Genomic DNA, 21,255 nt, shown 5'->3' with positions numbered 1-21,255 from the left:
GCCGAGGTGCTCAAGAACTACGGTTACTCCACGGCCGCCTGGGGCAAGTGGCACAACACGCCTGCCGAGGAGACCACCGCTGCCGGTCCGTTCGAGAACTGGCCCACCGGCTACGGTTTCGAGTACTTCTACGGCTTCCTCGCGGGCGAGGCCTCGCAGTACGAGCCCAACCTGGTGCGCAACACCACCACGGTGCTGCCCCCGAAGACGCCGGAGGAGGGCTACCACCTCAGCGAGGACATCGCCGACGACGCGATGGGCTGGCTGCGGAACCACAAGGCGAACAGCCCGGACAAGCCCTTCTTCATGTACTGGGCCACCGGCGCCATCCACGGGCCGCACCACATCATGAAGGAGTGGGCGGACAAGTACAAGGGCAAGTTCGACGACGGCTGGGACGTCTACCGCGAGCGCGCGTTCGAGGCCGCGAAGGCCGCCGGCTGGATCCCCGAGTCCGCGGAACTGACCCCGCGCCCGGAGAGCCTGGCCGCCTGGGACGACATCCCCGAGCACCAGCGGCCCTTCCAGCGCCGCCTGATGGAGGTGTGCGCCGGCTTCGGCGAGCACGCGGACGTGCAGGCCGGCCGCCTGATCGACGAGGTCGAGCGCCTCGGCTACCTCGACAACACCATCGTCGTCTACATCTGGGGCGACAACGGCTCGTCGGGCGAGGGCCAGAACGGCACCATCTCCGAGCTGCTGGCGCAGAACGCGATCCCCACCACGGTGGACCAGCACATCGCCGCGCTGGAGGAGCTGGGCGGTCTCGACGTCCTGGGCTCGTCGGCGACCGACAACCAGTACCACGCAGCCTGGGCGTGGGCCGGCTCGTCGCCGTACCAGGGTATGAAGCTGTTGGCCTCGCACCTGGGCGGCACCCGCAACCCGATGTTCATCCAGTGGCCCGCGAAGATCTCCCACGACCCGGTGCCGCGCACCCACTTCACGCACGTCAACGACGTGGTGCCGACCATCTACGAGATGGTCGGGATCACGCCGCCGGACTCCGTCAACGGGATCCAACAGGATCGGATCGACGGCACCAGCTTCGCCTACTCGATCGACGATGCCTCGGCGGAGGAGCGGCACAAGGTCCAGTACTTCGAGGTGATGGGCAGCCGGTCGATCTACGAGGACGGCTGGATGGCGTCGGCGCTCGGCCCGCGGCTGCCGTGGGTGCCGGGTGCGCCCCCCGGCCTCGCCACCTGGACCCCGGACGCCGACGTCTGGGAGCTGTACAACCTGAACGAGGACTGGAGCCAGGCCCACAACCTGGCGGATCAGTACCCGGAGAAGGTCGCGCAGCTCAAGGAGGTCTTCGCGATCGAGGCGGCGAAGAACGACGTGCTCCCGGTGGGCGGCGGGCTCTGGGTCGCGGCGTACCACCCGGAGCTGCGGCTCGGCCCGAAGTACACCGAGTGGAACCTGTCCGGCGACACCGTGCGCATCCCCGAGTTCTGCGCGCCCGCGCTGGGCAACAAGCCGAACGTGGTCCGCATGCAGCTCACGCTGCCCGAGAAGGCCAACGGCGTGCTCTACAAGCTCGGCGGCTCGGGCGGCGGCCTGACCGCCTACTTCGAGGACGGCGTGCTGCACTACGAGTACAACCTGTTCCTGGTGCAGCGCACGAAGATCGCCTCCCCGGAGCCGATCCCCGCCGGTGAGGTGACCCTCGAGGTCGAGACCGCCTACGTGGGCGAGCCGCGCCCCGGCGGCCCGCTGTCGGTCTCGCTGCGGATCGACGGCACCGAGGTGGCGTCCGGCGAGGTGCCGGTCACCGCCGCGCTGCTGTTCTCGGCGAACGACTGCCTCGACATCGGCCGGGCGTACGGCGGCGCGGTCTCGCGGGCGTACCACGACAAGATGCCGTTCGCCTTCAACGGCACCATCGGCGACGTGAACATCGCCTACAAGGTGCCCGCGCAGGCGTAACCCGGGTAGGGACCCGGGGGTGCGGCGAGCCCGCGCCCCCGGGGCCCGTTCCGGCGGCGACAAGCCACAGGCTATGATCGTCGGTCCGGGGCGCCGACTACCAGCGGCGAGTCACGAGCGGCGCAGCAGGTCCCCCAATTTGGCCGCGGACGGCTTGCCACCGCGGACTCCAGTCCGCGACGACCAGCACGTTCCTACTCGGATGAAGCTCACCGTTCCAGTCCGGGACCGATATCTCCTCCCCGCACCATCCCGAACATGTCGCGACTGAACTCGGTCATGAAAATGAACCGTCACAGGTTTTCGTGCCGCTCCTATACGGGGTCAGCCCGGGACGGTCAGTCCGTGAACCGGTCCGGCGCGGTCGCGACCAGTCGCACGCAGTGGTCGACCAACTGCTCACGGGTGACGTCGAGCCGTCCGGCGATGTACTCGGTGAACAGGGTGGTGAGCGCCCCGACGAGGCCGGTCGCCACGAGCCGGCGGGTCGTCGGGTCGACCTCGCCCGGCAGGGCGGCGGCGACCACGTCGAAGAAGGCCGGCATGCTGCCGAGGCCCCGTTCCGCGAGGGCGGGCTCGCGGTACGGCGCGAGCAGCAGGATCCGGCCGACGTCCGGCCGGTCGACCACGAACTCGACGAAGGCGGTGACGGCGGACGTCGCCACGGCCACCGCGGTCACCGGCACGTCCTCCTCGGCCGCCGCGTCGTAGGTCGCGCGCACGCCGTCGACCAGGACCTCCTGCGTGCGCCGGGCGATGTCGTCGTAGACGGCGTGGGCGAAACCGTCGCGGGTGCCGAAAGCCTCGTAGAAGTACCGCTCGGTGATGCACGTGGACCGGCACACCGCGCGGACGCCGAGGGCCCCCGCCTCGGGGCCGCCGAGGAGCGCGATACCGGCGTCGAGCATCTGCCGGCGCCGGCTCTCCTGGCGTTCCTCGAGGGAGGTCATCGGTTCAGGCTAGCGCGGCGACGCTTTACTGGCGGCGCTGTCGGGCGAACTCCGCGAGCACCACCCCGGCGGCGACGGAGGCGTTGAGCGATTCGACCGACGAGGCGATTGGGATCGACAGGATCGAGTCGCAGTTCTCCCGGACCAGCCGCGAGAGCCCCTTGCCCTCCGAACCCACGACCACGACCACGCCGGTGTCGGCACGGTAGTCGTCCAGCGTCACGTCGCCGCCCGCGTCCAGGCCCACGACCTGCAGGCCGGCCGCCGCGTAGTCCGCGAGGGCCCGATTCAGGTTCGGGGCCTGCGCCACGGGCAGCCGCGCCGCGGCGCCCGCGGAGGTGCGCCAGGTGACGGCGGTGACGGCGGCGGACCGTCGACCCGGGATGACGACGCCGTGCCCGCCGAACGCGGCCGTCGACCGGATCACGGCGCCGAGGTTGCGGGGATCGGTGATGTTGTCGAGCGCGACGATGAGCGGCGCCTCGCCCCGGTCCTGCGCACGGGCGAGGAGGTCCTCCGGATGCGCGTAGGTGTACGGCGGGATCTGCAGGGCGATGCCCTGGTGCAGGCCGTTGTCGCTCATCCGGTCCAGCTCGCCGCGCTGCACCTCGAGGATCGCGATGCCCGTGTTCGCCGCGATCTGCACGGACTCGGTGAGCCGCTCGTCGTTCTGCGAGCCGATCGCGACGTACAGGGCCGTCGCGGGAACGCCCGCGCGCAGGCACTCGACGACGGGGTTGCGGCCGAGGACGTATTCGGGCCCGTCCTCCGCCGAGCGACCCGCCACCTTCGCCGGGCGGCGCTGCGGATTCGCGGCCGCCTTCGCCGCGGCCCGCGCCTTCTTGTGCGCGGGATGGTACGGACGGTCCTTCGCGGCCGGCGTCGCGCCGCGCCCCTCCAGCCCGCGGCGCCGGACGCCGCCGGAGCCGGTGACCTGCCCCTTCTTGGTGCCCGCCTTGCGAACCGCGCCGCGGCGCTGCGAATTGCCTGCCATCAGTTGCCCGCCTTCTTCTTGAGAGTCCATGCCGAACCGCCGGCACCGTCGGTCACCTCGATGCCCGCGGCGTGCAGCCGGTCGCGCACGGCGTCGGCCTCCGCCCAGTTCTTCTCCGCGCGGGCGGTGGCCCGCCGCTCGATCTCGGCGTCCACGAGCACGCCGAGCGCGTCCAGCGCGGCACCGTCGCCGGAGTTCTCCGTGACCCAGTGGGGGTCCAGCGGGTCGACGCCGAGGATCGCCGTCATGGCGCGCACCGCACCGGCCAGGCGCCGCGCCTCGTCGAGATCCCCCGACTCGAGCGCGGCGTTCCCGGCCCGCACCGCACCGTGCACCTCCGCCAACGCCGACGGTACGCCCAGATCGTCGTCCAGCGCAGCGGCGAAACCGTCGGTCCACTCCCCGACGGGCACCTCCCCCGCCCGCTCGACGGTGCGGCGCACGAACGCCTCGATCCGCCCGTACGCGGTGACGGCCTCCTGCAGCGCGCCCGGCGAGTACTCCTGCATCGAGCGGTAGTGCGCCGAGCCGAGGTAGTAGCGCAGCTCCACCGCTCGCACCTGCGTGAGCAGATTGGGAATGGAGACCACGTTGCCGAGACTCTTGCTCATCTTCTCGCCCGACATCGTGACCCAGCCGTTGTGCAGCCAGTAGTTCGCGAACGGATCCCCGGCGCCGTGCGCCTGGGCGATCTCGTTCTCGTGATGCGGGAAGATGAGATCGATACCGCCGCAATGGATGTCGAAGCGCGACCCGAGGTAGCTGGTGGCCATTGCGGAGCACTCCAGGTGCCAGCCGGGCCGGCCCTCGCCCCACGGGGAGGGCCAGCTCGGCTCGCCGGGCTTGGCGGCCTTCCACAGGGTGAAGTCCAGCGGATCCCGCTTGCCCGTGGCCGCGGACTCCCCCTGGTGCACGTCGTCGACCTTCTGCCGGCTGAGCTCGCCGTACGACGGGAGGGAGCGGACGGAGAAGTAGACGTCACCGTCGGCGGCGTAGGCGTGCCCCCGGTCGATGAGCCGCTGCATGTAGTCGACCATCTGGGTGATGAAGCCCGTCGCCCGCGGTTCGGCCGACGGGGGCAGCACACCCAGGGCGTCGTAGGCGCGGGTGAACTCTCGCTCGTGGGTCGCGGCCCACTCCCACCAGGGCCGGCCCGCCTCGGCGGCCTTGCGCAGGATCTTGTCATCGACGTCGGTCACGTTACGCACGAAGGCGACGTCGAATCCGTTGGCGAGCAGCCACCGTCGGAGCACGTCGAAGGCGACGCCGCTGCGGATATGGCCGATGTGCGGGACGCCCTGCACCGTGGCGCCGCAGAGGTAGATGCCCGCCTTACCCTCGATGAGGGGCACGAAATCGCGGATCTCGCGGGTCAGGGAGTCGTAAAGGCGCAGCGTCACGACCGCCTATTCTACGGTGCGCCGCATGCGCGGCGATCACGCGAGCACTTCTCCGGCATCACAGTCGATAGGTAGGATCATTCGGTGCCCGATCGCAGTTCGTCCGAGGTCAGCCGCGGCACCCTCATGGGCATCGCGGCCTATCTGCTCTGGGGCCTGTTCCCGCTCTACTTCGACGCGCTGCGGCCGACCAGCGCGTGGGAGATCCTCGCCCACCGCATCCTCTGGACGCTGGTGCTCTGCGGACTGATCCTGCTGGTCCTGCGCGACTGGGCTTGGCTCCGGCCGATCCTGCGCCGGCCGAAGCTGCTCGGCGGCGTGGCGATCGCGGCACTGCTCATCGCCACCAACTGGGTGGTGTACGTCGCCGCGGTCACGTCCGGGCACACCTCGGACGCCGCGCTCGGCTACTTCCTCAACCCGCTGGTCACCGTCGCGCTCGGCGTGCTCGTGCTGGGCGAACGGCTGCGGCCACTGCAGTGGGCGGCGGTCGGCGTCGGGGTGTTCGCGGGCGCCTTCCTCGCCGTCGCCGGCGGCCGGTTCCCCTGGACCTCGCTCGTGCTGGCCTGCTCGTTCGGGCTGTACGGGCTGCTCAAGAACAAGGTCGGCGCGAGCCTGAGCGCGCTGCACGGCCTCACCCTGGAAACCGCGATCCTGGCGCCGCTGGCGGCGATCGCGCTGGGCGTCATCGCCGCCTGGGGCGGCGGGCTCGACATCGGTCGGCACGGCCCCGTGCACACCACGCTGCTGGCGCTCTCCGGCGTCGCGACCGCCGTGCCGCTGCTGCTGTTCGCGGCGGCCGCGCGCCGGATCCCGCTCGTGACCGTGGGCCTGATCCAGTTCGCGACACCGGTCATGCAACTGCTGTGCGCGGTGCTCCTCCTGGGCGAGCAGGTCTCCCCCGCCCGGTGGATCGGCTTCGGCATCGTCTGGGTCGCGCTGATCCTGCTCACCGCGGACACGATCCGCACGATGCGCCGTGTACGGTCCGGTCAGCTCACCGCGTAGACCAGCGCCGTCGCCATCGCGGCGACGCCCTCGCCGCGGCCGGTGAGGCCGAGCCCGTCGGTCGTGGTGGCGGACACCGAGACCGGTGCGCCGAGCAGCCCGCTGAGCACCTCCTGGGCCTCGGCCCGGCGCGGCCCGACCTTGGGCCGGTTCCCGATCAACTGCACCGCGGCGTTGCCGACCGCGAAGCCCGCCCCGTCGAGCAGCGAACGCACGTGGGTGAGCATCGACGCGCCCGTGATCCCGACGTTGTCCGAGCGGCCCACCCCGAAGACGGTGCCCAGGTCGCCGAGCCCGGCCGCGGAGAGCAGCGCATCGCACAGGGCGTGCACGGCGACGTCGCCGTCGGAGTGCCCGGAGCAGCCGTCACCGTCGAACTTCAGGCCCAGCATCCAGCAGGGCCGGCCCGGCTCGACGGGGTGGACGTCCGTGCCGATACCGACGCGGGGAACGATCATCTCTGCTCCTCAGCCTCGAGAGCCAGCGCCTGCGCGATCCGCAGGTCGAATGCGGTGGTGATCTTCATCGCCAGGGGGTCGCCCGGAACGGTGACGACGGTGCCGCCGGCCCGCTCGACGAGCCCGGCGTCGTCGGTGGCGAGCGCGCCCGGCGCGGCGGCGTAGGCGGCCCGGAGCGCCTCGGCGGTGAACCCCTGGGGTGTCTGCACGGCCCGCAGGTCCGCGCGCTCGACGGTGGCCTCCACCACCCCGTCCGCGTCGACCCGCTTGACGGTGTCCGCGACGGGCAGCACGGGGATCACCGCCGACGCCCCGGCGCGCAGCGCCGAGACCACCCGCACGATCATCGCGGGCGGGGTCAGGGGGCGCGCCGCGTCGTGCACCAGCACCAGGTCCGCCGTGCCCGCGGCGACCAGGCCCGCACGCACGGAGTCCGTGCGCTCGGCCCCGCCCACCACGACCCGCGCCCGCGGCACGAGGGTCCGCGCACCGTCGACCATGTCCGGCGGGACCATGACGACAACCTCGTCGACCACCCCGGATGCGAAAAGACCGTTCACCGCCCTTTCGAGCAGTGAACGGTCCTTCAGAGCCACGAATGCCTTGGGCGTGTTCAACCCCAGGCGCGTCCCCCGGCCTGCGGCGGGGACCAGCGCGACGACGGTCAGGAGGCCGCCGCCAGCACCTCGTCGAGCAGCGACTCCGCCTTCTGATCGTCCGTGGACTCGGCGAGCGCCAGCTCACCCACGAGGATCTGGCGGGCCTTGGTCAGCATGCGCTTCTCGCCGGCCGACAGACCGCGGTCCTGCTCACGACGCCACAGGTCGCGGACGACCTCGGCCACCTTGTTCACATCGCCCGATGCGAGCTTCTCGAGGTTCGCCTTGTACCGGCGCGACCAGTTCGTGGGCTCCTCGGTGTGCGGCGCGCGCAGCACCTGGAAGACCTTGTCCAGGCCCTCCTGGCCGACCACGTCACGAACGCCGACGACCTCGGCGTTCTCCGCGGGAACCTTGACCGTCAGATCACCCTGTGCGACCTTGAGCACCAGATACTCGCGCTCACGTCCACCGATGGTCTTGATCTCGATAGCTTCGATCAGTGCGGCACCGTGATGGGGGTAGACAACGGTGTCTCCGACCTTGAAAATCATCTGATCCTTGCCCCTTTCGATATGACTAGGATAACACGGTGCCGAACCGGGCTGCTCGGCAACCTTGGACAACACCGCAGGTCAGACCTTATTCAGTGGTTGACAAACGAAGCCTCGGCTGTTCTCCGCAGGTTCCGGCGACCGGCGCGGAGGTCCTCCGGCGGCGATGTCACGGGATAGTTGCCGCCCGGCGGCACGGCCCGGCCCGCCTTCTACTACGCTGCGTGGTGACATACTCAGCACCGTCCGCACGCGGGTGTCGCCGCGCACGGGGAGGAAACTGGAGGAACCGTGTCCGCACGCACCGTCTCGACCCGCCGCACCGCCACCACCGTCGCGGGCGCCCTGCTCGCCGCCGGCGCCCTGCTCTCGGTGTCCGCCTGCGGCGCTGGCCAGATCTCGCAGACCGCCAATCAGGTGGCCGCGATCAACGGCGCCAACCAGACCTTCGTGGACCAGAAGATCGCGCTCAGCGACATCTCGGTGATGTACCCCGTCTCGGGCAGCCAGGGCAAGCTCTCCTTCGTGCTGACGAACCTGAACCCGAACGCGGCCGACAAGCTCAAGGCCATCTCGGACGACAAGGGCCGCTTCGCCACCATCAGCGGTGACACGACGCTCACGGCGGGCGGCTCGCTGTACGGCGCCGCGCCCGTGGGCAGCGACAGCAAGGCGGCCGGCATCACCCGCCTGAACGTCACGGTCCCGGTCGACGCCTCGTGGCGCCCGGGCCTGACCAACAAGCTCTGGTTCCACCTGGAGAAGGCCGGCTCGCTCCCGATCGACGTTCCGCTCGACGCCGGCGCCCTGCCCGCCTCCGCCGCGGGCATCACCGTCACCGGCGGCGGCTCGCACGGCGAGGGCAAGGGCGGCGGCCACTAGGTCTCCGTGGCGAAAGCCAAGGTGCAGTACACCTGCACCGAATGCGGCCACACAGTGGCCAAATGGGTCGGCCGGTGCCCGTCGTGCGGCGCCTGGTCCACGATGGAGGAGGGCGCGCCCGTGCGCGCCGCCGGCTCCGGTCCCGCGGGCAACGTCGGGCTGACCCTGCCGAAGACGCCGGCCGTCCCGATCACCCGGATCGACCCGAACTCGACGCGGGCGCTGCCCGTGGGCATCGGCGAGCTCGACCGCGTGCTGGGCGGCGGCATCGTGCCCGGTTCGGTGATTCTGCTGGCGGGCGAGCCCGGCGTCGGCAAGTCGACGCTCCTGCTCGAGGTCGTGCACCGCTGGGCCACGACGGGCCGCGGCAAGTCCCTGTACGTCACGGGCGAGGAGTCCGCCGGGCAGGTCCGGCTGCGCGCGGAACGCACCGGGGCGCTGAACGATCAGCTGTACCTCGCCGCCGAGTCCGACCTCGGTACCGTGCTCGGCCACGTCGAACAGATCGCGCCCACGCTCATGGTGGTCGACTCTGTGCAGACCCTCTCCGCGTCCGGCGTCGACGGTGTGCACGGCGGCGTCACCCAGGTCCGGGCGATCACCGCCACGCTCACGTCCCTGGCCAAGGCGACGGGGATCGCGGTGATCCTCGTCGGCCACGTCACCAAGGACGGCGCCGTGGCCGGCCCGCGCTCGCTGGAGCACCTCGTGGACGTGGTGCTCAGCTTCGAGGGCGACAAGCACTCCACGCTGCGCATGGTGCGCGGCATCAAGAACCGGTTCGGCGCCTCCGACGAGGTGGGCTGCTTCGAGCAGCGCGAGTCCGGCATCGCCGAGGTCACGGACCCGTCGGGCCTGTTCCTGCACCACCGCGACCAGGCCGCGGCGGGGACCGCGGTCACCGTCGGTCTCGACGGCAAGCGGCCGATGCTGGGCGAGCTCCAGGCCCTCGTCACCCCCACACCGCTCCCCTCCCCGCGGCGCGCGGTCTCGGGCCTGGACTCGGCCCGGGTCGCGATGGTCCTGGCCGTGCTGACCAAGCACGGCGGCATCGAGAACCTGCCGCAGAAGGACGTCTACGCGGCCACGGTGGGCGGGATGAAGATCACCGAACCGGCCGCCGACCTGGCGCTGGCGCTGGCCGTGGCGTCCGGCGCGGTGGAGAAGGCCCTGCGGCCGAACACCGTCGTGCTGGGCGAAGTGGGCCTCGCGGGCGAGGTGCGACGGGTCACCGGGCTAGAGCGCCGCCTCGCCGAGGCGGCCCGGCTCGGCTTCACCCACGCCATCGTCCCGCCCTCGCCCGACGGGCAGAAGCTGAAGGTCGACGGGATCCACGTGGGCGAGGCGGCCACCGTCGCCGACGCCCTGCGGCTGGGCTCCCTGACCGAGGCGAAGCGCGGGCGTTAGCCTTACCCGCATGGACCACAGAAGTCTCGGCGGCGGCGCGTTCGCCGGGAACGCGCCGCTGCGCGACACCGTGATCCGCGTGGCCCCCGGCACCGGCCTGCGGGACGGGATCGAGCGGATCCTCCGCGGCCGCACGGGTGCCCTGATCGTGCTCGGCTACGACGAGCGCGTCGAGCGGATCTGCGACGGCGGCTTCCACCTGGACGTCGAGTTCGCGCCGACGCGCCTGCGGGAACTGTCCAAGATGGACGGCGCGGTGGTGCTCTCCACCGACGGCGCCCGGATCGTGCGCGCGAACGTGCAGCTCGTGCCCGACCCGGCGATCCCCACGCAGGAGTCCGGCACGCGGCACCGCTCGGCCGAGCGGGCCGCGATCCAGACCGGCTACCCGGTGATCTCGGTGAGCGCGTCGATGGCGATCGTGCACGCCTACGTCGGCGGGGTACGGCACCTCGTGGACGACGCGGCACCGATCCTCTCCCGCGCCAATCTCGCGATCGCCACGCTGGAGCGGTACGCGCACCGCCTCGACGAGGTGCTCGGGCACCTCTCCCGCGCCGAGATCGAGGACGTGGTCACGGTCCGCGAGGTCGCTCAGGTGGTGCAACGGCTGGAGCTGGTGCGCCGCCTCGCCGTCGAGATCGAGCAGCACGTGCTCGAGCTCGGCAGCTCGGGCCGGCAGATCGCGCTGCAGCTCGAAGACCTCCTGGGCGAGTCGGTCTCGCTGCGCGAGCCCGTGCTCCGCGACTACCTCGACAGCGGCGACACCGTCGATGCGGCGGTCGCCCGGATCGACGCGCTCAGCGACGCCGACCTGCTCGCCGCCACCACCGTCGCCGCGGCGCTGGGCTTCTCGGGCACCGTCGAGGCGCAGGACGAGCCGGTCTCCCCGCGCGGCCACCGCCTGCTCGGCTCGATCCCGCGGCTGCGCGCCTCCCAGGTGGAGGCTCTGGTCGACGCCTTCGGCTCGCTGCAGACGCTGCTCGCCGCCTCCGCCGCGGATCTGCAGGCCGTCCCCGGTATCGGGCCCGACGGTGCCCGGCAGGCCCGCGAGGGCCTCTCCCGTCTCGCCGAGGCCTCGGTCGAGCGGTTCTGAGCCGCGTCAGTTCCCCGTGGCGGGCGGGGCCGCGGCGCGGACGATGTTGAAGGTGACCGGGGCGCTGCGCTTCGCGCCGAGCTGCGCGACCACCTGGTACGCGCCGGGCGCGACCGGCACCCGCTGGGCCTGGCAGCCGGGCGCCGAGGTGGTGCCGGCCCACTGCAGCTTGTAGCGCAACTGCTGGCCGGGCTGCAGCACCTCGTTCTTGATCTCCGGCTGGAAGGTGCAGTCGAAGTTCGACCACAGCTGCTTGGACCCGTCGAGGGTGAGCACGATCAGCTGCTGCTGGCCGGTACCGATGTCCCGCGAGCACGGCACCGATCCGGCGTTGGTCACCGTGGCCTCGAAGATCGGCTGCTCGCCGAGCGTGTAGGTCGCCTTGTCGGCGCTGACGACCACGGAGACGTTCGCGTCGGGGCACGGACCGCCTGCGACCACCGCGCCGGGGGTCGGGACGCCGGCGCCGGACGGGTTGGCGCTGGCGGACGCCGACCCCGACGGTGCGGCACCGGCCTGCGGGGAGCCCGAGCCACCCGCACCGGCCGCGCCACCGTTGTTGTTGTTCGCGCCGGAGGGGCCGGCACCGTCGGGCGCCTGCGACGGGGGCAGAACGCCGGTGGTGACCGGCGCGGACGACGACGTGGACGAGGCGTTCTGCGACGAGTCACCGCCGCCGGCGAAGACGATCAGCAGGACCACCACGACCACGGCGAGCAGCGCCAAGACGGCGGCCAGCACGCGGCGGCGCCAGTAGATCTCGGGCGGCAGGGGTCCATGGGGCTCAAGCACGCCTCAACGGTAGCGTTTCCCCGGCCTCACGCCGCTGACCTGCGGCGGCGTGTCACGGATCCGCGCGGATCACTCCGGCCGGACGGCCTGGAAGGGCGACGTGGCGGCCTCGCCGATATCGCCGACGGAGCCCCGCAGGTGCACCTTGCCCTCGGCCAGTTCGTAGGTGAGGCCGACGATCGCGACGCGGCCCTCCTCGACGCCCTTGGCGATGATCCGCGAGCGCTCCATGAGCAGCCAGCCGGTCTCCATGACGTGCTGCGCGGTGATGTCGTTGACGTCGGAGAGCCCCTCGCGGCGGCCCGCCAGGACCGACGGGGTGAGCCGCTCGACGATGTCGCGGATGTAGCCGGGCGGCATGGTGCCGGTGTCGATCGAGTTGACGGTGGCGGCGACGGCGCCGCAGCTGTCGTGCCCGAGGATCGCGATCAGCGGCACCTTGAGCACCTCGATGGCGTACTCGATCGAGCCCAGCACGGCGGCGTCGATGATGTGGCCGGCGGTGCGGACGACGAACATGTCGCCGAGGCCCTGGTCGAAGATCACCTCGGCGGCGACGCGGGAGTCCCCGCAGCCGAACAGGACGGCGGTGGGCTGCTGGCCGGCCGTCAGTTCGGCCACCCGGCTCGCACCCTGATTCGGGTGCGCGGGTGCCCCTTCCACGAAGCGACGGTTGCCATCACGAAGGGCGCGCCAGGCGCCGGAAGGAGTCGAAGTCGGCATACCATCGATAATGCTCTTCGTGCATACTTCCCGCGACGGCACCCCCGCGACGGCGACGGATTTCACACCGGTCCTCGGCTGGTTCGACACCGCGGAGCGGGATCTGCCCTGGCGCGTCCCCGGCGTCGGCGCCTGGGCGATCCTGGTCAGCGAGGTGATGCTGCAGCAGACGCCGGTCGTGCGCGTCGAACCCGTGTGGCGTGCGTGGATGGAGCGCTGGCCCACCCCCGCCGACCTCGCCGCCGCCACGGGCGCCGACGCCGTGCGCGCCTGGGGCAAGCTCGGCTATCCGCGCCGGGCGATGCGGTTGCACGCCTGCGCGCAGGCCCTCGTCGAGCGGTTCGACGGTGCCGTGCCCTCCGATGTCGACGAGCTCCTGTCCCTGCCCGGCGTGGGCGACTACACCGCGCGCGCCGTGGCCTGCTTCGCCTTCGGCCAGGACGTCCCGGTGGTCGACATCAACGTCCGGCGGGTGCTCGCCCGCGCCGTGGACGGCGACTCGGACGCCGCGGCACCGTCGGCGAGGCGAGACCTGGCGGCGGCGACGGCGGCGCTGGGCACCGTCCCCCGGGACCGGCGGACGCGGCTCTCGGCGGGCCTGATGGAACTGGGTGCGCTGGTCTGCACGGCCCGGTCGCCGCGCTGTGGGCAGTGCCCGGTCCACGCCGAGTGCGCCTGGCTCGCGGCCGGGGCGCCCGAGGGCACCGTCGCACCGCGGAAGGTGCAGAAGTACGAGGGAACGGACCGGCAGGCGCGCGGCAGGCTGCTCGACGTGCTCCGCGGCACCGACGGTGCCGTCCCCCGCGCCGAACTCGACCTGGCATGGCCGCGCGATCCGGCGCAGCGCGACCGCGCGCTGGACTCGCTGTTGGTCGACGGGCTGATCGAGCAGACCACAGACGGGAGGTTCGCCCTGGCCGGCGAGGCGTGAGCGGCGCGACCTCGTAGGCTGGCCGCCATGACCACCTACATTGTGACCGGCGCGAACGGCGGCCTCGGCGAGGTCGTGACGCGGCGGCTCGCCGCCACCGGCGGCCGCGTCGTCATGGCCTGCCGCGACGTGGCGGGCGCCCAGCGCATCGCCGACGGGATCGACGGCGACGTCGCCGTCGAAGCCCTGGACCTGGCCGATCTGGATTCGGTGCGCGCCTTCGCCGAGCGCACCGGCGAGGTCGACGTGCTCGTCAACAACGCCGGCCTGATGAACATCCCGCTGCGCCGCACCAAGCAGGGCTTCGAGATGCAGTTCGGCGTCAACCACCTCGGGCACTTCGCACTCACCGGCCTGCTGCTGGACCGGCTGACGGACCGCGTCGTCGCGGTCTCGTCGGTCGCGCACCGGCAGAACTACCGGTGGCGCATGGACGATCCCAACTACGAACAGCGCAAGTACCTGCGCACCGAGGCCTACGGGCAGAGCAAGCTCGCGAACATGATGTTCGCGCGGGAACTGCAGCGCCGGTTCGAGGCCGCCGGGTCGGACAAGCGGGCGTACTACGTGCACCCCGGCGTCTCCCCGACGGGGCTGTTCGCCCGCACCGACACGCCGCTGGATCTGGTGATGAAGCCGGCCGTCGCGATGCTGGCGAACCCGCCCGCCAAGGCGGCCGAGTCGATCGTCCTCGCCGCCACGGACCCCGACCTCGACCCGCACCCGTGGTGGGGCCCGACGCAGCTGTTCCAGTCCCGCGGCCCGGTGGGCAAATGCTCGTCCACCGCGGTCTCGAAGGACAAGGCCAAGTGGGCCGAGCTGTGGGCGGTCTCGGAGAAGCTCACGGGTGTCACCTACCCGCTCTGAGGGAATCACCGACCCCGGTCGGGCGTTGAACCGGCCATGCGCGTGGACGTCTGGACCGATATCAACTGCCCCTTCTGCTACATCGGGAAGGCCCGCTTCGAGGAGGCGCTGGCCGCGTTCCCGGAGCGGGACCGGGTCGAGGTGATCCACCGCTCCTTCGAGCTCGACCCCACGGCCGGCGCGTCGGAGCCCGTCATCCCACGGATCGCCGCCAAGTACGGCATCAGCGAGGCGCAGGCCGCCGCGAACGAGCGCGGCCTCGGCGCGCAGGCACAGCAACTCGGCCTGCCCTACCAGGTCGAGGGCCGCGACAGCGGCAACAGCTTCGACATGCACCGTCTCCTGCACTGGGCCCTCGAACTCGGTCGGCAGGAGGCGCTGCTGGACGCTCTCTACGCCGCCAACTTCGCCGAGCCGGAGCCCGCCTTCGGCAGCCGTGACCGCCTCGTGGCGATCGCCGAATCCGCCGGGTTCGACGGTGCCGCCGCCCGCGCGGTCCTCGACGATCCCACCGCCTACGCGGACGCCGTCCGCGCCGACGAGGAAACCGCGAAGCGGATCGGCATCGGCGGCGTCCCGTTCTTCGTCTTCGACGGTAAGTACGCGGTCTCCGGCGCTCAACCGCCCGAGGTCTTCACCGAGGCGCTGGCGAAGGCGCGGGGCGAGCAGCCGCTGACCGTCCTCGGCTCCGACGGTGCCGACGCCTGCGGCCCCGACGGCTGCGAGCTCCCCGCGCGCGACTGACCACCCGAGTGTCCTCACGATGTCGGGTTCTGGTGCCTCAGAGGTGTCGTCGCGCACGTCTGATCGCTCAAAACCCGACATCGTGAGCAGAGCGGCGCGGTGGAGTACCTGCCGATCGCGGCTGGCAGCGCGGACACCACCAAATCGCCCGATCGGGATCGGTCGCGCCGCCGAGCGAGCCCGCGACGATAGCGGTCCCGCAGCGCAGGCACGGGCGCCGCGCGCGGTCGTAGACGAACACCCGCCGGCCGTCCCGGTCGATCCCGGTCGTCATCCGCCGTCCGCGCCCCAGGTTCGCGCGCAGCAGTCGCGCCGCATCGTCGGCCCAGCGGCGCGGGTCCCCGCACTCGGAAGTCGGCTTCGCCGGGTGGACGCCGTGCAGGAAGCACAGCTCGTTGCGGTAGACGTTGCCCACGCCGGCCAGGTTCCGCTGGTCCAGCAGTGCCAGCCCGACGGGGCGGTCCGGCTCGGCGGCGAGGTTCGCCGCGGCGCGCCCGGCGTCCCAGTCGGGGCCGAGCGGGTCGGGCCCCAGTTGAGCGAGGGCACCGTCGGCCTCCGCCGGCGTGAGGACCTCGAGCTTCCCGAGCGAGAAACCGACGACCTGCGCTCCGTCTACGGCCAGCACCGCGCGGGCGGTGTGTGCGGGACGGCGCCAGCGCTCACCCGGCCGGTACACCTGCCACTGCCCCTCCATCTTGAGGTGGCTGTGGATCACGGCGACGCCCGCGTCGATCAGCAGATGCTTCCCGCGCGCCGTCACGGAACCCACCGTGCGTCCGGCCAGGTCGACGGTGGCGTACCGCGGCACCCGGATGTCGCAGGCGGTGAGCACCTTCCCGCCCAGCACCGGCTGCAGCCGCGCAGCGAGGTTGTGGACGGTGTCACCCTCGGGCATCGTCAGTCCAGGCCGGAGAGGAAGGCCTCGACGGCACCGCGGTACACGGCGGGGGCGTCGTCGTGGACGAGGTGGCCGGCACCGTCGACCTTGAGGTACCGCAGGTCCGGGCCGGTGTAGGAGCGGGCCATGCGCTCCCCCACGCCAGGCGGCACCACGGAGAACCCGGCCTCGATGAGCAGGGTGGGCGCCTGCACCGCGCGCCATTGCGACCAGTGGTCGCGCGGGCCCCAGTGGTCGGCGATGGCACGGAAGACGTCGAGCTCGCCGTGGAGCGCTCCGTCGTCGAAGGCCTCATAGAAGTAGCGCCCGGCGACGGGACCGAACATCGCCTCGCACTCGGCCTGCGAGGCGAACCGCGCGGGCCAGCTCGCGAACCACGGCGCCCAGGTGTCGGTGGACTGTCCGGTGAACTCGGGCGACATGTCCTCGACGACGAGGGCGCGTACCAGCTCGGGGTACTCGGCGGCGGTGCACCAGGCGTGCAGACCTCCCATGGAGTGCCCGATCAGCGTCGCGGGCCCCTGGTCGAGGTAGGTGAGGATCTCGGCGACGTCCGCGACGAATCGCTCCGTGGTGATGTCATCCGGCGGCAGGGAGAATCCTGCGCCGCGGTGGAACTCGGCGTCGAAGGTGAAGACCCTGCCGTAGCGGCGCAGCCACGGGATCTGCCGGCGCCAGGTGCGTCCACGGCCCATGAGGCCGTGCAGCAGCACGATCGGCGCGGCCCTCTCCCGGCCGCCCCAATCTCTCAGGCCCACACACTCATCCACGTGCCCCAACCTACCCGGTCGGACGGCACCGCCCCTGGTACACGCCCTAGGGGCGAAGGCCTGTGGGCGATCGGTCCCGGTCGGCGGTGAACTCGGCGAGGAGCCCTTCGGCGCTGCGCGCCGCGGCGAGGCAGATCCGCCGGGTGAAGGCGTCGTTCATGGGGTGTTCGGAGCGTTGGCGCCAGCGCTGGACGGCGGCGAGTGCGGCGGTCGGACCGGATGTCATGGTGCCGAAGGGGTCCAGCCCCAGCCGGTCCGGCGCCGACGTGCCGTACCCGCCGATGAGCCGGGTGACCTCGACCCGCTCGGATTCGGAGAGGAACGGGGTCCGGGAGCGCAGGAGCCCCAGTAGCCGTAGTTCTTCGAAGCCGTGCACGTCACTGAGCATCCTCGTGACCTGCTGGAGGAGTTCGCCCGTGGCGTATGCGGGGGTTCCCTCGAGGACCCGGGCCAGACCGGTGAGGGCGGAGTGCGCCTTCAACTGCTCCGCGCGCTGCGCGAACTGGGTGTCCAGCGCCGCTTGGAGCTCGGTCAGTCCGCTCCGCTCGAGCAATTGATCGGCCAACGTGGAGGCGTCGTTGACCCCGGTGCACAGCAGAGCGAGGGCGATCCGGATGCCGAACAACCCGAAGCGGGCCAGGAGCCGGGCTCGCTCCTCGGCATCGAGCGGCAGCGGGCTCTCCACCCGGGCGAACCGATCCACCGAGAGCATGGCCGACCGCATCTCCTCGGCCGGCACGGCGGCCAGGGTCCGCAGTGCCGCGAACTCGCTCTGCCGCAGGGTGCGGGCGGTGAGCGCGAGCAGTCCGGCGACCGGGACGACGGCCTGGCACAGCCCGGTGGCGGTGAGATCGGCCGCGTACCCGGCCGCCACCTCCTTCGCGGACAACATCGCGTCGAGCCGGCCCACTCCGATCTCGTCGGCCCGCGAGACCACCCCGACGACGCCCAGCGGGCCGGTGCGCCCGCTGACCTGACGGCTGATCTCGTTGAGCGTGTTGACCTCGGCCGCGCCGGCGCTGCGGAGCAGGTAGACCACGGCATCCGCGCCCGAGACACCGCTCTCCGGGTTGAGCAGTCGGAGCGTGCGCGCGGAGATCTCGGCGTTCAGGGACGCGGTGCCGGGCGTATCGATCACCGTGGTGCGGCGCAGTTCGTGCGACGGCCAGGTGACCTCCAGTCGATCGATCGATCGTGGGTCGAGCCCGTCGAGATCGAAGTTGAGGTGACCGTCGGTCCGGTCGACCGGCACCCCCGCGCTCATCCCGTTGGTATGCCAGGCGCGGACCGCCGGCGCCGGTCCGTGCCGGAACCAGGTGACGATGCGGGTGCACTCGGTGGCATTGCTCGGCGCGAGCTCCTCGCCGATCAAAGCGTTGAGCAGCGTCGACTTACCCGCCTTCAGCGTGCCGGCCAAAGCGATGCGCAGAGGTTCGGCGAACCGCTCGCGACACGCGCTGAGCTGCTGCGCGGCCGGCGTGTGCCGGAGCGCAGGATCGGTGCTGAACACCTGCTCGGCGTCCGCGAGGAGGGCGGCGACCCGGTCGTGGGTGTTCATGCCGACACCTCGCCCGCCCACGCCGACACCTCCCGGAGGAAGGCGAGTTCCTGTTCCAGCCGCGTACGCAGCAGATCTCGATCCGCGACCTGCACCTTGGCCACCGCCTCGGTCGACGCGATCGACTCCGCGAGCGAGCGGGTGGTCTCCTCGGCGATCACCCGGAAGTGGTCCCGCAGCACCCGTTGGATCGTGCGGAGCCGTTCGCGCGATTCGCGGCTCGCCTCGAACTGCACATCGTCGATGAGCTTGCGAATCGCCAGCTTGGCCTCGCCGCGCCGCCGAGCCAGCCGCATCTCCTGGTCCTCCTTGTACGACTTCCACCCCAGAGCGGCGCCGGTGGCCACCGAGAACGGATTGATCATGTGCAGGCCGACCACCACGGCCGACGACAACATCCCGAACATCATCATTCCGCCGTATCCGCCCCTCAGCCCGGTGATCAACTTGTGGCCCAACCCCGCCGGGGCCTGTTCCAGCGCGGCGAGCGGGTCGATCGGCTGCAGCGAGCCCCCGATGGACGCCAGTTCGACCTCCGGTAGGGCGACGGTGCCGGTGTCGGCGAAGGATTCGGCGACGCGGCCGGCGAGCAGCACCGACTGCCGATGCGTCCAGATGAAGTTGTCACCGACCGCCTCGGACGCCGCCTGCTGGATCCGTTCCGTCAGATCGGCCCAGATCGGGTACGGATCCTGCGCGTCGATCTCCTCCTCGAAGGCCTTGAGGAGAGCCCGGGCGCGGCCCCGCAGGTCGTGGTCCACGTCCGCGGACAGATCGGCGATCCCGTCTCCTAGCACCTGCTGCCACAGGGCGGTGCGGCTCGCGCGGTCCTTGGCCTCGGCCTTCGCGCGTTCGAGCTCGGCGACGATCCGGTCCCGCTCGGACGGGTCCGACGCCACCGTGAGCTGGCTCCGCACCGCGAGGGAGAGTTGCGCGACCGCGGACGCGATCTCGGCCTTCACCGCCGCCTGCATGTCGGTCCGGGCGTTCGCGATCACCTCGCCGGTGAGGAACCGCAGCAATTCGGGATAGCCGGACTCGGTGTTCAATTCGGCGTCCTCCAGGGCGACGGCGTGTGCGCGCAGGGCCGACGACAGCGGCTGCGGGGTCAGCCCGAAGCCGGCGGTGCGGAGGTGCGCGGTGTCAGCGGCGATGACGTCGCGCCAGAACGGGTAGACGTCCACCTTGGTCGCGGCGAGGAATGCCTTCGGGCACAGGTCGAGCGCCTGCCGGATGAAGGTCATCTCCGGCGCGGTGTACTCCTGGCTGACGTCGCTGCAGATGACGATGCCGCTGGCGGTGGGGAGCAGGCCCAGGGCGGCGCCGGCGTGCACCGCCCCGACCCCGCCGGTCCCCGGGGTATCGATCAGCAGCAGTCCCTGCGCCAGCAGCGGGCTGGGGATGTCGATCTCCACCCGCGTGATCTCGCCGCCGCCGGCCACCGCGGACGCGTCCAGATCGCGGGTCACGTCATCGATCGGAAACGGTACGGTGCGGTCGGATTCACCGTCCGTGACGACCAGTCTGGCGGCCGGTTCCGCGCCGTTACCGATCACGGTGATCACCTGGGTGGTCTTGCCGTCGCCCACCCGGCAGGCCGGAACGTTGAGCAACGCGTTGATGAGCTGACTCTTCCCCTGGCTCTGCCTGCCGACGACCACCACCCGCGCTCGCGGATCGGTGACCCGTTCGGCGGTCCCGCCGAGGCGGGCAGCAAGGTCGGAGCGCCCGTGATCGTGTGCGTAGCCCATCAGTCGTTCGATGATCTTGATGACCTTCTGCCCACCCTCGTCCACGGGAGCGCTCCTTCCTGCGTGTGTTCTTCCGGGTATTCCAACCGGTTCGGACCGTCTTCGTCATCGACTCCGCTCAAAAGATGTCGCCGAGGGCGTCGCCGATGCCGTCGACGATGCCGCCGGCCGCTCCGGCAACGCCGCCCGCGGCCCCCGTGAACAGGTTGCCGAGAGCGTCGATCCCGTCCGCCGGATCGGGCAGGTGCAGCCCGTGCTCGGAATTGTTGTGGGAATCGGTGATGTTGTGGGAATCGGTGATGTTGTGGGAATCGGTGGTGTTGTGCGAGTCGTGCCGCGAGTTGTTGTTGTGGGAATCGTGCCGCGAGTTATCGGTGTTGAACGAATCCGTGTTGTTGGTCTCCCGATAATCGTTCTGATTGAGCGTGGTCGGCCCCGAGTGATGGGTGCCCAGATCGATGCCCGACAGGGAGACGTTTCCTCCCCAGCCGCCGTCCCCGCCGTCGAAGCCGGCGTGCCCCGCGCCACCGTGGCCGCCGGGCGCCCCGTCGAACGGGTGCGCAGCGTCGCCGCCGTTCCCCGCGGCCACGTGGACCTGGGCGTGATTGTCGTTCTGGCTGTTGTCGGTATTGGTGGTCGACGTGGTGTTGCCGCTGTTGTTGCCGTGGACGGACTTGTCGACGTGGACCTCGGTGTGCGTCGACGTGTTACCCACCGAGTTGCCGCTTCCCGTGACGCCGCCACCGGTGCTCACGATCCCGCTGTTGCTTCCGCCGACCGAGACGGCGCCGGCGCCGGACGTGCTGGTGACGTGGTTGTCCACACCGCTGACATTGATTCCCTGGGTCCAGGTTGACTTCGACATTTCAAGCTCCTCGTATTCGTGGGATTGAGATGGAGTTGCGGGAAGGCGTTCCCGGTGAAACAAACACTACGACCGG

21 protein-coding genes are annotated in these 21,255 nt (G+C 71.3%); 8 read left to right on the top strand and 13 right to left on the bottom strand.

The annotated features are described in order from the left end of the window. A partial coding sequence (locus tag AC21LY_RS17340) for a sulfatase-like hydrolase/transferase (RefSeq protein WP_489047797.1) occupies nt 1-1,932 on the top strand: 1,932 nt, incomplete at its 5' end. A gap of 338 nt (nt 1,933-2,270) precedes the next feature. Here AC21LY_RS17340 and AC21LY_RS17335 read toward each other — a convergent pair. Genes AC21LY_RS17335 through cysS form a run of 3 tightly spaced genes read right to left on the bottom strand, consistent with a single transcriptional unit; the run spans nt 2,271 to nt 5,276 of the window. Next, nucleotides 2,271-2,882: a TetR/AcrR family transcriptional regulator gene (locus AC21LY_RS17335; RefSeq protein ID WP_489047796.1), complete on the bottom strand. Its 612-nt coding sequence runs from the start codon at nt 2,880-2,882 to the stop codon at nt 2,271-2,273. 25 nt (nt 2,883-2,907) lie between these two features. Continuing rightward, complete coding sequence (gene rlmB / locus AC21LY_RS17330; protein ID WP_489047795.1) at nt 2,908-3,876, bottom strand: 23S rRNA (guanosine(2251)-2'-O)-methyltransferase RlmB; 969 nt, start codon at nt 3,874-3,876, stop codon at nt 2,908-2,910. After that, complete coding sequence (gene cysS / locus AC21LY_RS17325) at nt 3,876-5,276, bottom strand: cysteine--tRNA ligase (protein ID WP_489047794.1); 1,401 nt, start codon at nt 5,274-5,276, stop codon at nt 3,876-3,878. The genes rlmB and cysS overlap by 1 nt, the downstream gene beginning before the upstream one ends. An 84-nt stretch (nt 5,277-5,360) precedes the next feature. On the opposite strand from cysS, the gene rarD reads away from it, so the two are divergent. Continuing rightward, entirely contained in the window at nt 5,361-6,284 is a 924-nt protein-coding gene (gene rarD / locus AC21LY_RS17320; RefSeq protein ID WP_489047793.1) for an EamA family transporter RarD, read from the top strand. Here the strand turns inward: rarD and ispF are convergent. The 3 genes from ispF to AC21LY_RS17305 are packed head-to-tail and all read right to left on the bottom strand — an operon-like array spanning nt 6,269 to nt 7,895. Beyond that, nucleotides 6,269-6,742, bottom strand: a complete 474-nt coding sequence (gene ispF / locus AC21LY_RS17315) for a 2-C-methyl-D-erythritol 2,4-cyclodiphosphate synthase (protein ID WP_489047792.1) — start codon at nt 6,740-6,742, stop codon at nt 6,269-6,271. The genes rarD and ispF overlap by 16 nt on opposite strands. Then, nucleotides 6,739-7,410 (bottom strand): 2-C-methyl-D-erythritol 4-phosphate cytidylyltransferase, encoded by a 672-nt coding sequence (gene ispD / locus AC21LY_RS17310; protein WP_489047807.1) that lies wholly within the window; start codon nt 7,408-7,410, stop codon nt 6,739-6,741. The genes ispF and ispD overlap by 4 nt, the downstream gene beginning before the upstream one ends. After that, nucleotides 7,407-7,895 (bottom strand): CarD family transcriptional regulator, encoded by a 489-nt coding sequence (locus AC21LY_RS17305; RefSeq protein WP_068527521.1) that lies wholly within the window; start codon nt 7,893-7,895, stop codon nt 7,407-7,409. The genes ispD and AC21LY_RS17305 overlap by 4 nt, the downstream gene beginning before the upstream one ends. A gap of 291 nt (nt 7,896-8,186) precedes the next feature. Here AC21LY_RS17305 and AC21LY_RS17300 point away from each other — a divergent pair, with 291 nt between their 5' ends. From AC21LY_RS17300 to disA, 3 genes are read left to right on the top strand one after another with little or no spacing between them, the layout of a single operon-like run. After that, nucleotides 8,187-8,777 carry a hypothetical protein gene (locus AC21LY_RS17300; RefSeq protein WP_489047791.1) on the top strand — a complete coding sequence of 197 codons (591 nt, stop codon included), beginning with the start codon at nt 8,187-8,189 and terminating at the stop codon, nt 8,775-8,777. 6 nt (nt 8,778-8,783) lie between these two features. Then, nucleotides 8,784-10,184 (top strand): DNA repair protein RadA, encoded by a 1,401-nt coding sequence (radA, locus tag AC21LY_RS17295; RefSeq protein WP_489047790.1) that lies wholly within the window; start codon nt 8,784-8,786, stop codon nt 10,182-10,184. Between the two features lie 10 nt (nt 10,185-10,194). Then, the gene (gene disA, locus AC21LY_RS17290; RefSeq protein ID WP_489047789.1) at nt 10,195-11,280 is read left to right on the top strand and encodes a DNA integrity scanning diadenylate cyclase DisA; all 1,086 of its coding nucleotides are present in this window, start codon (nt 10,195-10,197) and stop codon (nt 11,278-11,280) included. A 6-nt stretch (nt 11,281-11,286) separates the two neighbouring features. On the opposite strand, the gene AC21LY_RS17285 is transcribed toward disA, so the two are convergent. Together AC21LY_RS17285 and AC21LY_RS17280 are read right to left on the bottom strand one after the other, a co-directional pair. Continuing rightward, nucleotides 11,287-12,072 (bottom strand): BsuPI-related putative proteinase inhibitor, encoded by a 786-nt coding sequence (locus AC21LY_RS17285; RefSeq protein WP_489047788.1) that lies wholly within the window; start codon nt 12,070-12,072, stop codon nt 11,287-11,289. Nucleotides 12,073-12,141: 69 nt separating this feature from the next. After that, on the bottom strand, nt 12,142-12,795 hold the full coding sequence (locus tag AC21LY_RS17280) for a carbonic anhydrase (RefSeq protein ID WP_489047787.1): 654 nt from the start codon (nt 12,793-12,795) through the stop codon (nt 12,142-12,144). 10 nt (nt 12,796-12,805) lie between these two features. On the opposite strand from AC21LY_RS17280, the gene AC21LY_RS17275 reads away from it, so the two are divergent. From AC21LY_RS17275 to AC21LY_RS17265, 3 genes are read left to right on the top strand one after another with little or no spacing between them, the layout of a single operon-like run. Next, nucleotides 12,806-13,726: an HhH-GPD family protein gene (locus tag AC21LY_RS17275; protein ID WP_489047786.1), complete on the top strand. Its 921-nt coding sequence runs from the start codon at nt 12,806-12,808 to the stop codon at nt 13,724-13,726. Nucleotides 13,727-13,753: 27 nt separating this feature from the next. Further along, nucleotides 13,754-14,593 (top strand): SDR family NAD(P)-dependent oxidoreductase, encoded by an 840-nt coding sequence (locus tag AC21LY_RS17270; protein WP_489047785.1) that lies wholly within the window; start codon nt 13,754-13,756, stop codon nt 14,591-14,593. 36 nt (nt 14,594-14,629) lie between these two features. Further along, a complete protein-coding gene (locus AC21LY_RS17265) occupies nt 14,630-15,337 on the top strand; it encodes a DsbA family oxidoreductase (protein ID WP_489047784.1) in 708 nt (235 codons plus the stop codon). A 67-nt stretch (nt 15,338-15,404) separates the two neighbouring features. Here the strand turns inward: AC21LY_RS17265 and AC21LY_RS17260 are convergent, their stop codons facing one another. The 5 genes from AC21LY_RS17260 to AC21LY_RS17240 all read right to left on the bottom strand — a co-directional run bounded on the left by AC21LY_RS17260 (nt 15,405) and on the right by AC21LY_RS17240 (nt 21,179). After that, the gene (locus tag AC21LY_RS17260) at nt 15,405-16,232 is read right to left on the bottom strand and encodes an Fpg/Nei family DNA glycosylase (protein ID WP_489047783.1); all 828 of its coding nucleotides are present in this window, start codon (nt 16,230-16,232) and stop codon (nt 15,405-15,407) included. A gap of 2 nt (nt 16,233-16,234) precedes the next feature. Then, on the bottom strand, nt 16,235-16,993 hold the full coding sequence (locus AC21LY_RS17255) for an alpha/beta fold hydrolase (protein ID WP_489047782.1): 759 nt from the start codon (nt 16,991-16,993) through the stop codon (nt 16,235-16,237). A 58-nt stretch (nt 16,994-17,051) separates the two neighbouring features. Next, nucleotides 17,052-18,563: a dynamin family protein gene (locus AC21LY_RS17250; RefSeq protein WP_489047781.1), complete on the bottom strand. Its 1,512-nt coding sequence runs from the start codon at nt 18,561-18,563 to the stop codon at nt 17,052-17,054. Continuing rightward, nucleotides 18,560-20,359: a dynamin family protein gene (locus tag AC21LY_RS17245; RefSeq protein ID WP_489047780.1), complete on the bottom strand. Its 1,800-nt coding sequence runs from the start codon at nt 20,357-20,359 to the stop codon at nt 18,560-18,562. The genes AC21LY_RS17250 and AC21LY_RS17245 overlap by 4 nt, the downstream gene beginning before the upstream one ends. A 73-nt stretch (nt 20,360-20,432) precedes the next feature. Continuing rightward, nucleotides 20,433-21,179, bottom strand: a complete 747-nt coding sequence (locus tag AC21LY_RS17240) for a hypothetical protein (protein ID WP_489047779.1) — start codon at nt 21,177-21,179, stop codon at nt 20,433-20,435. Between the last annotated feature and the right edge of the window lie 76 nt (nt 21,180-21,255).

It is taken from the genome of Tsukamurella sp. II2bb (assembly GCF_057815145.1).
This window is presented reverse-complemented; position numbering and strand designations above follow the sequence as displayed.

Coding starts and splice junctions, on each gene's coding strand:
- AC21LY_RS17335 (WP_489047796.1), bottom strand. CDS start 2,882: ATGACCTCCCTCGAGGAACGCCAGGAGAGCCGGCGCCGGCAGATGCTC.
- rlmB (WP_489047795.1), bottom strand. CDS start 3,876: ATGGCAGGCAATTCGCAGCGCCGCGGCGCGGTTCGCAAGGCGGGCACC.
- ispF (WP_489047792.1), bottom strand. CDS start 6,742: ATGATCGTTCCCCGCGTCGGTATCGGCACGGACGTCCACCCCGTCGAG.
- AC21LY_RS17305 (WP_068527521.1), bottom strand. CDS start 7,895: ATGATTTTCAAGGTCGGAGACACCGTTGTCTACCCCCATCACGGTGCC.
- disA (WP_489047789.1), top strand. CDS start 10,195: ATGGACCACAGAAGTCTCGGCGGCGGCGCGTTCGCCGGGAACGCGCCG.
- AC21LY_RS17280 (WP_489047787.1), bottom strand. CDS start 12,795: ATGCCGACTTCGACTCCTTCCGGCGCCTGGCGCGCCCTTCGTGATGGC.
- AC21LY_RS17275 (WP_489047786.1), top strand. CDS start 12,806: ATGCTCTTCGTGCATACTTCCCGCGACGGCACCCCCGCGACGGCGACG.
- AC21LY_RS17270 (WP_489047785.1), top strand. CDS start 13,754: ATGACCACCTACATTGTGACCGGCGCGAACGGCGGCCTCGGCGAGGTC.
- AC21LY_RS17265 (WP_489047784.1), top strand. CDS start 14,630: ATGCGCGTGGACGTCTGGACCGATATCAACTGCCCCTTCTGCTACATC.
- AC21LY_RS17260 (WP_489047783.1), bottom strand. CDS start 16,232: ATGCCCGAGGGTGACACCGTCCACAACCTCGCTGCGCGGCTGCAGCCG.
- AC21LY_RS17250 (WP_489047781.1), bottom strand. CDS start 18,563: ATGAACACCCACGACCGGGTCGCCGCCCTCCTCGCGGACGCCGAGCAG.
- AC21LY_RS17240 (WP_489047779.1), bottom strand. CDS start 21,179: ATGTCGAAGTCAACCTGGACCCAGGGAATCAATGTCAGCGGTGTGGAC.